At 68.3% G+C, this 11,484-nt stretch carries 12 protein-coding genes and 1 pseudogene; 8 read left to right on the top strand and 5 right to left on the bottom strand.

What is annotated here, in order from left to right; all coding sequences use genetic code 11:
* The first annotated feature begins 20 nt into the window (after positions 1-20).
* Together PP359_RS00330 and PP359_RS00325 are read left to right on the top strand one after the other, a co-directional pair.
* Positions 21-1,496: an amidohydrolase gene (locus tag PP359_RS00330; protein WP_499249635.1), complete on the top strand. Its 1,476-nt coding sequence runs from the start codon at positions 21-23 to the stop codon at positions 1,494-1,496.
* A 49-nt stretch (positions 1,497-1,545) separates the two neighbouring features.
* On the top strand, positions 1,546-1,830 hold the full coding sequence (locus PP359_RS00325) for a helix-turn-helix domain-containing protein (protein ID WP_499249634.1): 285 nt from the start codon (positions 1,546-1,548) through the stop codon (positions 1,828-1,830).
* Between the two features lie 35 nt (positions 1,831-1,865).
* Here the strand turns inward: PP359_RS00325 and PP359_RS00320 are convergent, their stop codons facing one another.
* Positions 1,866-2,444: a helix-turn-helix domain-containing protein gene (locus PP359_RS00320; RefSeq protein WP_499249633.1), complete on the bottom strand. Its 579-nt coding sequence runs from the start codon at positions 2,442-2,444 to the stop codon at positions 1,866-1,868.
* A 77-nt stretch (positions 2,445-2,521) separates the two neighbouring features.
* On the opposite strand from PP359_RS00320, the gene PP359_RS00315 reads away from it, so the two are divergent.
* Positions 2,522-3,913: an MFS transporter gene (locus PP359_RS00315; protein ID WP_499249632.1), complete on the top strand. Its 1,392-nt coding sequence runs from the start codon at positions 2,522-2,524 to the stop codon at positions 3,911-3,913.
* The gene (locus PP359_RS00310; protein ID WP_499249631.1) at positions 3,910-4,311 is read left to right on the top strand and encodes an Ohr family peroxiredoxin; all 402 of its coding nucleotides are present in this window, start codon (positions 3,910-3,912) and stop codon (positions 4,309-4,311) included. The genes PP359_RS00315 and PP359_RS00310 overlap by 4 nt, the downstream gene beginning before the upstream one ends.
* 43 nt (positions 4,312-4,354) lie before the next feature.
* Here PP359_RS00310 and PP359_RS00305 read toward each other — a convergent pair.
* Positions 4,355-4,962: pseudogene (locus tag PP359_RS00305) on the bottom strand (cysteine hydrolase family protein).
* Positions 4,963-5,034: 72 nt separating this feature from the next.
* On the bottom strand, positions 5,035-5,613 hold the full coding sequence (locus PP359_RS00300) for a TetR family transcriptional regulator (RefSeq protein WP_499249630.1): 579 nt from the start codon (positions 5,611-5,613) through the stop codon (positions 5,035-5,037).
* Positions 5,614-5,776: 163 nt separating this feature from the next.
* On the opposite strand from PP359_RS00300, the gene PP359_RS00295 reads away from it, so the two are divergent.
* Both PP359_RS00295 and PP359_RS00290 read left to right on the top strand, forming a co-directional pair.
* Positions 5,777-6,556, top strand: coding sequence for an SDR family NAD(P)-dependent oxidoreductase (locus tag PP359_RS00295; protein ID WP_499249629.1), 780 nt, complete (start codon positions 5,777-5,779; stop codon positions 6,554-6,556).
* 48 nt (positions 6,557-6,604) lie between these two features.
* A complete protein-coding gene (locus PP359_RS00290; protein ID WP_499249628.1) occupies positions 6,605-7,003 on the top strand; it encodes an ester cyclase in 399 nt (132 codons plus the stop codon).
* Between the two features lie 121 nt (positions 7,004-7,124).
* Here PP359_RS00290 and PP359_RS00285 read toward each other — a convergent pair whose 3' ends face one another.
* Both PP359_RS00285 and PP359_RS00280 read right to left on the bottom strand, forming a co-directional pair.
* Positions 7,125-8,321: an MFS transporter gene (locus tag PP359_RS00285; protein WP_499249627.1), complete on the bottom strand. Its 1,197-nt coding sequence runs from the start codon at positions 8,319-8,321 to the stop codon at positions 7,125-7,127.
* 106 nt (positions 8,322-8,427) lie between these two features.
* Positions 8,428-9,768 (bottom strand): MFS transporter, encoded by a 1,341-nt coding sequence (locus PP359_RS00280; protein WP_499250804.1) that lies wholly within the window; start codon positions 9,766-9,768, stop codon positions 8,428-8,430.
* A gap of 163 nt (positions 9,769-9,931) precedes the next feature.
* Between PP359_RS00280 and PP359_RS00275 the strand changes: the two genes are divergently transcribed.
* Both PP359_RS00275 and PP359_RS00270 read left to right on the top strand, forming a co-directional pair.
* Positions 9,932-10,492 (top strand): TetR/AcrR family transcriptional regulator, encoded by a 561-nt coding sequence (locus tag PP359_RS00275; RefSeq protein ID WP_499249626.1) that lies wholly within the window; start codon positions 9,932-9,934, stop codon positions 10,490-10,492.
* Between the two features lie 41 nt (positions 10,493-10,533).
* Positions 10,534-11,424 (top strand): LysR family transcriptional regulator, encoded by an 891-nt coding sequence (locus tag PP359_RS00270; protein WP_499249625.1) that lies wholly within the window; start codon positions 10,534-10,536, stop codon positions 11,422-11,424.
* Positions 11,425-11,484: the final 60 nt, after the last annotated feature.

The following is an 11,484-nucleotide window of genomic DNA, read 5'->3' as shown; positions in this document are numbered from 1 at the left end:
CACCCTCGGAGGGACCATCCATGACCCTTGTTCTGACATCCGCCCGCCTCGTCGACGGAGGTCCCGACCTCGTCGACGTCGCCATCGATCGCGATCGAGTCGTCTGGATCGCGCCCGCGGGTGAGTCCAAGGCCGTCTCCGCAGAGCGGGTGGACCTGGACGGGCGGTTCCTCGGGCCTTCGGTGCGCGACGCGCACGTCCACTTCTCCCAGCATGCCATGCTGCGGCAGCGGGTGGACGTGTCGGCCGCCGAGAGCGCGATGGATGCCGCGGACATCGTCCGGCGGCACGCGGGTCGCCCCGGCCCCCTCGTCGGCTATGGGTTCCGCGACGGGCTGTGGCCGGATGTGCCGCACCGCGACGTGCTTGACGCCGTCGCCGTGGACCGCGAGATCGCGCTCATCAGCGGCGATCTGCACTGCGTCTGGTTGAACTCCCCAGCCCTCGCCCGACACGGGCACGCCGGTCATCCGACCGGTCTCCTCCGCGAGACCGAGGCGATTGCCGTGGCGACTGAGCTCGGTCGTGTCGACGAAGCCGTGCTCGACGAGTGGGTCCGCGTCGCGGCCGACGATGCCGCGCGGCGCGGCATCACAGAGGTCGTCGACCTGGAATGGGCACCCAACGTGGATGCCTGGGGCCGACGCATGCAGAACGGACTGCGCTCCCTGCGCGTGCACGCCGGCGTGTATCCCGATGGCCTGGATGATGTCATCGCGCGCGGGCTGCGGACAGGCGACGTGATCGCGCATACTGATGGCCTGCTCCGCATGGGTCCCCTCAAGATCATCACCGACGGATCGCTCAACACCCGGACGGCCTACTGCCATGACGCCTACCCCGGACTCGACCGCGACGCGCACCCGCGCGGCATCGTGCAGTACACGCACGAGGAGCTGGTCGCACTGATGCGGCGCGGCCACCGTGCGGGGCTGGCTCCGGCCGTCCACGCGATCGGGGACGCGGCGAACGCGCTCGTCCTCGACGCCTTCGCGGAAGTGGGATGCCGCGGCGTCGTGGAACACGCCCAGCTGGTCGCCCCCGAGGACTTCGCCCGGTTCGCCGAACTCGGCCTCGTCGCGAGCGTGCAGCCTGAGCACGCCATGGATGACCGCGACACGGCAGAGCGCTACTGGCCGGGTCGCACGGGTCGCTCCTTCGCCTTCGGAGCGCTCGCGGAGGCGGGTGCAGAGATCGCGCTCGGATCCGATGCGCCGGTCGCGCCGCTCGACCCATGGATCTCGATGGCGGCAGCGATCTACCGTACTCGCGACGGGCGTTCACCCTGGCATCCGGAGCAAGGAATGTCGCCGCGAGATGCGTACCGTGCCTCGACGTCCGGGCGTCGGACCCGGGTCACGGTGGGCGATGTCGCCGATCTGGTCGTATCCGACTTGGACCCGCTGCAGGCCGATAACGAGGCTCTTCGCGACTTCCCGGTCACAGCGACCCTGCTGGCCGGACAGTTCACCTTTACCTCGATCTCGCTGCAGTGACGTGGCATCTGAGTTGACGAGTGTAACTACCGGTATGTACACCCGCTTCATGGACACGAAGACTCGGCTCGTCGAAGCAGCTCAGGAACTGCTATGGGAGCGCGGCTATGCCGCAACCAGCCCGAAGGACATCCTGCGTCGCGCTGACGCCGGGCAGGGCAGCATGTATCACCACTTCGACGGCAAACAGGAACTCGCGCTCGACGTTCAACTCCTTCTCCCCGACACAGAAGCCGACGATCTCGACGACGGCCTGCACTCCAACACCACGGCATACAAACGGATGGGCGCACGCTTCGCGGAACACGATCCGCGCACGAGCCGCGATCGGTAACGGGGCAGAAGTCCGGGACTGCGCGTGCCTTCCATTTATTGCTGGCCGGCGTGGACGCGCTCCCCCTGCGGCCCGAAGATGCTCAGGATCTCCGCGTCCGATTCACCGTCGCTGCCGAACCAGTGCGGAACACGGGTGTCGAACTCCGCCACCTCACCCGCAGCCAGCGTCAGGTCCCGCTCTCCGACGATGAGGCGCATGCGGCCCGTCAGCACGTAGAGCCATTCCGTGCCCTCGTGCGTCTTCATCCGGGGGACAGCGTGGGTACGCGGGATGAGGATCTTCCATGCCTGCGGCATTCCCGGTTGATGCGCGAGGGGAATGACGGTGCGGCCGTTCACCCGTCGCGGGCGCAGGCGGATTCGTGGGTCGCCGGTCTCGGGAGCGCCTACTAGTTCGTCGAGCGGCACGTGGTACACCCGCGCGAGGGGCAGGAGTAACTCGAGGCTGGCACGCCGCTGCCCGTTCTCCAAACGCGAGAGCGTGCTGGTCGATACTCCCGTTCGATTCGAGAGGTCGGCGAGCGTCAGTCCGCGCGCCTCGCGCAGCGCCTGCAGGCGGGGCCCCACGCTCTCCAAGACGGACAGGACGTCGATCTCTCCATGTTCTCCCACGTCACCAGGAGACACCCTCATCCCAGGTTTGGCAAGAGAAAATGCTCTGGGGCACCGGTCCGGTCGATGCTACCCCCATGCCGATCTCCGCACGCGCCGCCGGGGCGCTCACGCTCGCCGTGCTCACTGCCTCCGTCGGCACCAGCGCGGCGAACGTCGCCCTTCCCGCACTCGTCACCGCCTTTACGGCGACCCCTGGCCAGGTGCAATGGGTGGTCGTCGCCTACCTGCTGGCCATGACGGCGATGAGCGTCGTCGTCGGGTCGCTCGGCGACCTGTGGGGGCGACGACGGGTGCTCGTGATGGGCATCGCCGTGTTCACCCTCGGGGCGCTGGCCGGCGGCCTCGCTCCCTCCCTGACGGGACTCATCGCGGCACGTGCCGCCCAAGGGGCGGGGGCCGCCGTCATGACGGCACTGCCGCTCGCACTCGCCCGCGACCTGTCCGCGGGCGCGCGTACCGGCCGCGTCATGGGGGCGCTTGGAACTGGTTCGGCCGTCGGCACCGCACTGGGCCCCGCCCTGGGCGGGCTGCTCGTCGGGTGGGGCGGTTGGGCCGCTGCGTTCTGGATGATGGTGTCCCTCGGCCTGCTCGCACTGCTGTCCACCCGCGCCATCCCAGCGTCGGGCGGCACGGCGCGCACGCACGAGCGCGTCGACACCGCCGGTCACGTCCTGCTCACGTCCGCCATCGCTCTCTACGCGCTCGCACTAACGGCGCCTGCACCGGACTGGCCGACCGCTCCCCTTCTGTGCGGTGCGGTCGTCCTCTTCGGCGGCTTCCTCATCGCCGAACACCGTGCGGCGCATCCCGTGCTGCCGCTGTCGATGTTGCGCCACCGCCCCCTCGCGACCGGCATGGCCACGAACGTCCTCGTCGCGACGGTCATGATGACCACCCTCGTCGTCGGGCCTTACGCGCTGCACGACGGGCTCGGCCTCCCCCTCGCGCTGGTGGGACTCGTGATGGCGATCGGACCGGTGACCTCCGCCATCAGCGGCATTCTGGCCGGACGAATCGTCGATCACGCGTCGCCGGCCAGGCTCATCACGGTGAGCCTGGCCGTCCTGACCGCGGGTGCGACAGCTCTCGCGCTCCTGCCCTCGTGGTGGGGGGTGACCGGTTACATCGTCGCCCTTCTCGTTCTCACCCCCGGGTACCAGCTCTTCCTGGCCGCCAACAACACTTACGTGCTCGATACCGCCGCCCCTGCACAGCGCGGCACGATCGCCGGAACACTCGGACTCTCTCGCAATCTCGGCCTCATCACCGGCGCGTCGGCCATGAGTGCCCTCTACGCCACGCTCACCGCCGAAAGCGGCCTGGGGACGCACGCCTCCCTCAGCGCCACGCGCTTCACCTTCCTCACCGCAGCGCTGCTGGCCGCAACGGCCGCCACCCTCTCACTCATCCCCGCCCACCTCCCTACACCCCCGCCGACGGCAACCGCACGAAAGGAAAACCCATGAACACGCTCTACACCGCCGAGGCCACCGCCAGCGGAGACGGCCGCTCGGGCCACATCAGCACCCCCGACGGCGTGCTCGACACCGATATGCGCGTTCCCGCCGAGATGGGAGGACCTGGCGGCGCACCCAACCCCGAGATCCTCTTCGCCGCCGGCTACGCCGCATGCTTCCACGGCTCGCTCCAGCTCGCCGCGCGTATGCGGAAGATCTCCCTGCATGACAGCAGCGTCACCGCCCGCGTCAATCTCGGGGCTGACGACGACGGCTCGTATCGACTCGCTGCGAGCCTCGGGCGCGCCTTCCGGGCATCCCTATCGAACAGGCTCGCGAGCTCGTCGACGCCGCGCACCAGATCTGCCCCTATTCGAACGCGACGCGCAACAACATCGAGGTCGTGATCTCGCTGAGGTGAGAGGTCTCCTCGGCCGGCATTCACAGCGATCAGGGGTGATCCTCTGCGTGTGTCGCTCCGGATCGCCCGCGCGTCGCGCTCGTGACGATGTCGGAGCCTGTGAGGGTCGTCCCCGACCGCACCGCCTCGCCCCAGGCGTCCGTGGTCACAACGGCGGCGAACCGCGCCTGCAGGACGACGAGGACCGCCTCATGCAGGTCGCGGGCGCTCACATGGCCCACGTCGTTGGCGAGCGCGAGCGTTCCGGTCGCATCGGAGAGGAACTCCACGCGGAAGCCGCGGTGCGCGGCATCCCGCGTCGTGGACTCGTCGCAGTTCTGAGTCATATAGCCGACGGTCGCGATCGTGTCGACGTCGTGCGCTCGCAACCATGTCTCGAGCGGTGTGCCCCGAAGGCCGAGGGAAGGGTCTTCTCGACGAGCAGATCACGGCGCCGCGTCGCCACGGACGGGTGGAGCTCGGCACCCGCGCTGCCGGAGGCGAAGATGGCAGATGTCGCAGGCGCCAGCTGCTGAACGACCACGACCGGGATGCCGGCATCCTCCGCGACATCCATCGCCTGACCGATACGCGCCAAGCTGTCTCGCACGGGCGGGTCGGCGATCGGCAACTCGCCGGTGACGTATTCGTTCTGCACGTCGATCACGACCAGCGCTCTCCCATCAAGCCACCCTACGCAGTCGCCGCGGTGGCTCGCCGGAGAACTGGTTCACGTTGCGGCGAGGCCGAGAGTCTTGAAGAGCATCCCCTCGAGGAGGAGCCCTCCATCGGCCAGCATCCGCTCTGCGGCGGCGTGGTCGCCGGCCGCTACGACGTCGACGGTGAGCTTGAGCCCGTCGAAGGCGCCAACGATCACTGTGGCGAGAGCCTCCGCACCAGGCTCTGCCTCACTGTAGGCGCCGGTTCGTGCCTCGCCGATGAGGTCTGCGACGAGGTCGATCCACCGCCGCGTGACCTTCGCCGCCAGGTCGCGGGTGGACGCGACCGCCGCGAGGTTCTGCGTGAGGCGTGAAATCACCCACGCGTCGGGGTCGTCTCGGTGCAGGGTGAGCATCGCGGGCAGAAGCGACCGGAGCCGAGCGCTGCCCGCTGGAGTCTCTCGGAGGAGGCGCTCGATGTCGGTAATCCATCGATCGTGGCGATCTTCGAGAACCGCTACGGCGAGCGCTTCCTTGCTGTCGAAGTGGAAATACACCGACCCCTTCGACAGTCCGCTGGCCTCGATGATGTCAGCCATCCGGGCGCGGTCGTAGCCGAGACGCGCGAACACCCCGGCGGCCGCGTCCACGATCGCGTCGCGAGATGCGGCGCCCTGCGCAGTCGGCCCGGCCGGGCGACCGACTCGACGTCGAACGGTTTGGCCGGCTTCGGCTTCGGGTTGTGGACGCGATGACATGTTCGTACTATAGTCCCTTTTTATTAGACCGACTGGTTTGTTTATTAGGAGAATCGTGCGCACCATCACCACCGGAACCACCTCCCTCATCACCGGAGCATCATCCGGGATCGGGCGTTCCTTCGCCCACCGCCTCGCCACCGCCGGCAGCGACCTCGCCCTCGTGGCTCGGCGCGCCGGCGTGCTCGAAGACATCGCCACCGACCTCCGCTCGCGGCATGGAGTGCACGTGACCGTCATCGCGCACGACCTCGACACCCCCGATGCCGCCGAGACCCTCGTCGCCCGTCTGGACGAGGAGAAGATCACGGTCGACGCGCTCATCAACAATGCGGGGCTCGGGATCCATGGCGACCTCGCCACCGCGCCGCTGCGGTCGGCGACGACGCAGATCGCCGTCAACGTGAGGAGCCTGACGGCGCTCACGGCGCTCCTGCTGCCGCCGATGCTCGCCCGCGGACGCGGCGCCATCATCAACGTCGCGAGCACCGCCGGATTCCAGCCGGTGCCGCACATGGCCGTCTACTCCGCCTCGAAGGCCTACGTGCTCACGTTCACGCGAGCACTCTGGCGTGAGACGCGCGGGACCGGCGTCGATGTGCTGGCGCTGTGCCCCGGAGCCACCGACACGGCGTTCTTCGCCACCGCAGGGGATGCCGCGTCCGTCGGCAGCCGTCGCACGCCCGAGCAGGTCGTCGACACGGCCCTGCGTGCGCTGCGGCGCGGCAGGCCGTCCGTCGTCGACGGCCGCGGCAACGCGTTCGTGTCCTGGCTCGCGCCGCGCCTGCCCGAACGACTGGCGCTGAACATCGCGGAACGCTCCGTCCGCCCCTGACCGTCCGGGCATCCGGCATCCACCACAACCGATCGAAGGAGATCACCCATGCACATCCACGACTTCGCCCGCGCCGCGACCGCCGCCGTCAATTCGCACGACCCGAACGCCGTCGTCGCGCTCTGGGCAGAACCCGCCGCCTACGATTCCCCCCTCACCGGAGCACAGGCCGGACTTGACGCCCTCCGCGCCCGCGAAGAAGCCCTCTTCGCGGGATTCAGCGACCTCACGGCCACCATCACCCCGCTCGGCCAGGACGGCGACACCGGCGCGATGCTCGTCCGCTTCGACGGCACCCACGACGGTGCATACGGCGGGTTCCCGCCGACCGGCCGCACCATCGCCCTCGAAATGATCGCCGTCGTCACCTTCGACAACGACGGACACGTCGTCGGCGAACGCGTCTTCATCGACTCCGCCAGCGTCGCCGGGCAACTCGTCGGCTGAGCTCACCCTCCTCGTCCGCGAACACGTCTGCCCCGCGCCCCGCCTATGGGGACGCGGGGCAGATTGCGTGGTCGTGACGGTCGAGGCGAGCCCCGACGGACGGATTCCGGCGCAGTGCGGTTCAGCGCCGCGGAGTGCGCGCTGAGGCAACCTCGAGGACGGCGATGGCGATGGCGAGCAGGCCTACGACTCCGGTGAACACGAGTCCCGCCTCGCGCAGCCCGGCGACGTTGGCCAGCACCCCGACGCCGATCGCGGGCACCGCGAGCATCGCGTAAAGGCCCGCGAAGAACGACGACGAGACCTCGCCGCGGTGCGCAGGCTCCACTTTCTCGACCGTCGTGGCGATACCTGCGTTGAGGCAGAGTCCCGCCGCAATGCCGAGAACGATCGCCGCCGCGATGAGAAGGGGCAGCACCAGGAACGCCAGCGCGCCCGCGAGTGCGGTCGCGGCGGAGACGATTCCGAGGCATCCGACGACAAGGCTCACGCGCGGACGCATCCTTCGCGCGATGAGTTGTCCCACCGCCATGCCTGCGAAGGCGAGGAAGACGACGAAGCCGGAGAGCGCGTGACTGTCGAGGTGGAGGTAGCGCGCGAGGAGGATCGCCGACACCGCGGTGAGCACGCCGGTGACGGCGAAACCCGCACCGGCCGCGAGTACGCCACGCACGAATGCGGGGCGGATCTCACGGGGAACGTGCAGACGGTGGGCGCGGACGCGGAGCGGTCCGCGGCGAGTCGACTGCGGTGCGCATGTCCCGAGTCCCACGAGCGCGAGAGCGCAGAGAGCTGCATGCACGACGAACGGCGTGACCAACGGAAGCGGCGCGTTCGCGGCGAGGATCCCCGCGGTCAGCGTGCCGAGTGCCAGACCGCCCGTGTTCACCGCGACGGCAAGGGTGCCTGCTGCGGCCTTCCGGCCTGGCGCGTAGAGATCGAGAATCGCCGCCGTCCCCGTCCCGCTCATGAGACCCGCGGCGAGACCGGAGACGACACGTGCGACGACGAGCAGAGGCAGCGACGGAGGAAGGAGGAACAGTACGGCGCTCAGGAGCGCGAGCGTCAGCGAGGCCATCATGACCGGACGGCGCCCGAGGTCGTCCGACAGGCGTCCGAATAGCAGCAACGCGCCGACGACGCCGACCGCGTAGACAGCGAACAGGATCGTCACCGTGAGCGACGTGAAAGAGAGCTGATCCGAGTAGATCGAGTACAGGGGGGTCGGCAGCGTGGTGCCCATCATCGCGACGAGGAACGCGAACGCCGTCGCGAGGACGGCCCGACGGCGGGCGGCGGAGGTGGAAAGGTCTGGCATGGTGTCGTGTACTCGATTCTCGAATCGTGGTGTCGGCCAGGGTTGGCGACGACATCGTGTGTGCGGGTTGGGGCGACGCGGGCGACGCCGCGATGGGTGAAGTGGTTCAGGTCCGCCGTATCGGTGCGGCGTCGGCATCGGGGATCCGCAGCGCGAGCGCGGCGCCCGTTGCGGCAAGGAACCCCGCCGCCCACAGCGCCGCATGGTAGGGCTCGGGGCTGGAGCTGGAGTCGCCGAGGGCATCGGCCGACGCGCCGAGCACGGTAGCGAGCACGGCGATACCCGCGGCACTTCCCACCTGGCGGATCATGCTGAACAGCGCGCTTGCGTGCGGGCTCTCCGAAACCGGAAGAGAGGCGAACGCGGCCGTCTGCAACGACACCTGCACGAGGCCGAAAGAGACCCCCGCGACGATCATCCCGCCCGGAAGGAGCCACTGCGGCCCGCCCGGTACCACGGTTGACAGCAGGCACGCGCCCGCGGCAATGCCCGTCATCCCCGCCAGCACCAGTCGCCGCGGCCCGAACAGCCGATAGAGGACACGGCTGGCGAGTTGGATGCCGAACAGGACACCGAGCGCCTGAGGCACGAGAGCGAGTCCGGCGGTCAGCGGCGTGAGTCCCATCGATTCCTGCAGGAAGAGCGCACTCATGAACAGCATTCCCTGCAGGCCACCGGCAGCGCACAGCACGATGAGCGCCGTCGCGCCGAAGAGCGGATTCCGAAGCAGCGCAAGATGCAACAGCGGCGACCGCGCGCGTCCCTGCTGCCAGATGAGGAACCCGAGGACGACGATGCCAGCAACCAGGGCCACAGTCGGACCGGCCGACCAGTGCTGCGCAGGCCCGGAGCCCGCGCCAGCGACGAGGAGCCCGAGCGCGGCAGCCGAGAGAAGGGCTCCCGTCGCCTCCAGACGAGGCGGAGCCTCTGCAACAGGCGTACGCGGCAGCGCCAGGCACCCGAAGATGACCGCCGCAGCACCGATCGGAAGGTTGATGAGGAAGATCGGGGTCCATCCCCCGTTCTGAACGATCGCTCCCCCAGCTACCAGCGCGACGACGGGAGCCAGGGCCGTCGGGACGCTGATGATCGCGGCCATTCGCGTGCGCTGATCCTTCGGGTAGACCCGCAAAAGCCAGCCCATACCCACCGGAGTGAGGACCCCGCCCGCAAGACCCTGAACCGCTCGCGCTGCGATCAGCTCTCCGGATTGACGTGAGAGCGCGCAGGCCAGCGACGCGAGCGCGAAGACGACCAAGGCGAGGAGAAGCACACTCCGCGCACCCCAGCGGGACGCGAGCCACCCGGACAGCGGCATCGTCGCGGCGGCACCGACGAGATAGGCCAGCACCACAAGAGTCAGCGACGTTGACGAGGCATGCAGGTCGCGAGCGATGGAGGGAAGCGCCACGTTGACGATGCTGGAGTCCATCATGACGAGAAACATGCTCACAGCCGCCGTCAGGGTGACAGCAAGGCGTGCTGACCGATCGGTCATCACCCGAGTCCGACCCATGCAACCCTCCATATCGAGACACTCTGTCTCTTATTTCAAAGAGTAGCGCCTCTATTTCGAATCAGCAAGTCTCGGAATTGGGTAGACTGGCGCCATGACAGAGATCACGCGTGGTGCTGGTCGCCCCAGAAGCGAAAGCGCCCGTCTCGCGGTGCTGCGCGCGGTGGACGACATGCTGGTCGAGCAGGGCTACGCGTCGATGACCATGAAGGGCATCGCTGAACGCGCGAAGGTCGGACGCCAGACGGTGTACCGCTGGTGGTCATCGAAAGCCGAGATCCTGCTCGAGGCAAGCGCCGGCGACGCCGCCCGAGAACTCGAGGTTCCTGCGCATCATGATCCCGTGGTCGAGGTCACGGCCTTCCTCACCGCACTCGCCGCCTTCCTCACGACATCGGATGCCGGGCTCGCCTATCGCGCACTCTTGGGCGAAGCCCAGCACGACCCTGCAGTCGCCGAACTGCTCCAGAGTGCGGACATCCTGGGGGCAGCCGCGCGAGGCATCGTGGCACGGACGGCGGTGGACATGTCCGGCGCGGAAAGCCCAGGCCGTACCGCAGAGCTCGTCGGACCCCTGCTTTACGCCATCCTCGTCGAAGGACGCACTCTCACACCCTCAGCCCTGCGAGGGATGGCCGACCGCTTCCTTCGCTGATCGGGGCGCCTTCCCAGGCATCGCGCGATAGCCTTCCCCCCGTGGACCTGAATCTCCTACGCCCGTTGCAGGCACTTCTGGAGGAGACCAGTGTCACAAAAGCCGCGGAGCGACTGCGCACATCATCCGCTGCCATGAGTCGGACGCTGGCGCGGCTGAGGATCGAGCTCGATGATCCACTCCTCGTGAGGGCCGGCCGAACGCTCGTGCCAACACCGTTCGCGCTTCAGTTGCGCGCAGAGGTGGACGAGATCGTCCGGCGCACCGACAGCCTCTCCCGCACGGATTCGACGTTCGACCCCGCGACGACCGAGCGCGTGTTCACGGTGCAGATCGCCGACCTGTTCCTCGCCGGAGTCGCCGCGCGCCTTCTCGCCTTGCTGCGAGCGGAAGCGCCCGGCGTGGGGATCATCTTCCGGCCAGAGACCATCGAAGGCGGGCAAGGACTCCGGGACGGCTCGGTCGACGTCGAGATCGGCGTTCTCGACCACATCGATGTCGAGGTGATGACACTCAGCATGGCGACGGTGCCCCTTGCTGGTATCGCACGGGCTTCTCATCCGCTCTTCGATCGAACCATCGATGCCGAGACCTTCGCCGACGCCTCGCACATCAGCGTTTCAAGACGCGGCAAGCGACGCGGACCCATCGACGACGCACTCGCGGCCCGCGGGCTACGCAGGCGCGTCGCATCCGTCATCCCCAGCCACACAGGCGCAATGCTGACCGCAGCGGCGAGTGACCTCGTGAGCATCGTGCCCGCAGGATGGCTCGAGGACGTGGCAGCAAGCCTCGCTCTTCGCACCTTCGAGATACCTCTCGACCTACCGCCACTCGATATCGGAATGGCATGGCATCCGCGAATGAGCGCCGACGCCGGCCATCGGTGGTTGCGCTCACATTTGCGCGATGTGTTCGCCCACCACGCCTGACACCGTCATTCAGACGCATATCAGATCTGATAACTATAAGTTGCAAACCATTGCATTGAC

The organism is Sphingomonas sp. BLCC-B65, assembly GCF_028550675.1.
GTDB lineage: Bacteria > Actinomycetota > Actinomycetes > Actinomycetales > Microbacteriaceae > Microbacterium.
This window is presented reverse-complemented; position numbering and strand designations above follow the sequence as displayed.

Bases quoted from the DNA above. Each gene is read 5' to 3' on its own strand.
- PP359_RS00330 (WP_499249635.1), top strand. From the start codon at position 21: ATGACCCTTGTTCTGACATCCGCCCGCCTCGTCGACGGAGGTCCCGAC.
- PP359_RS00325 (WP_499249634.1), top strand. From the start codon at position 1,546: ATGGACACGAAGACTCGGCTCGTCGAAGCAGCTCAGGAACTGCTATGG.
- PP359_RS00315 (WP_499249632.1), top strand. From the start codon at position 2,522: ATGCCGATCTCCGCACGCGCCGCCGGGGCGCTCACGCTCGCCGTGCTC.
- PP359_RS00310 (WP_499249631.1), top strand. From the start codon at position 3,910: ATGAACACGCTCTACACCGCCGAGGCCACCGCCAGCGGAGACGGCCGC.
- PP359_RS00290 (WP_499249628.1), top strand. From the start codon at position 6,605: ATGCACATCCACGACTTCGCCCGCGCCGCGACCGCCGCCGTCAATTCG.
- PP359_RS00285 (WP_499249627.1), bottom strand. From the start codon at position 8,321: ATGCCAGACCTTTCCACCTCCGCCGCCCGCCGTCGGGCCGTCCTCGCG.
- PP359_RS00280 (WP_499250804.1), bottom strand. From the start codon at position 9,768: ATGTTTCTCGTCATGATGGACTCCAGCATCGTCAACGTGGCGCTTCCC.
- PP359_RS00275 (WP_499249626.1), top strand. From the start codon at position 9,932: ATGACAGAGATCACGCGTGGTGCTGGTCGCCCCAGAAGCGAAAGCGCC.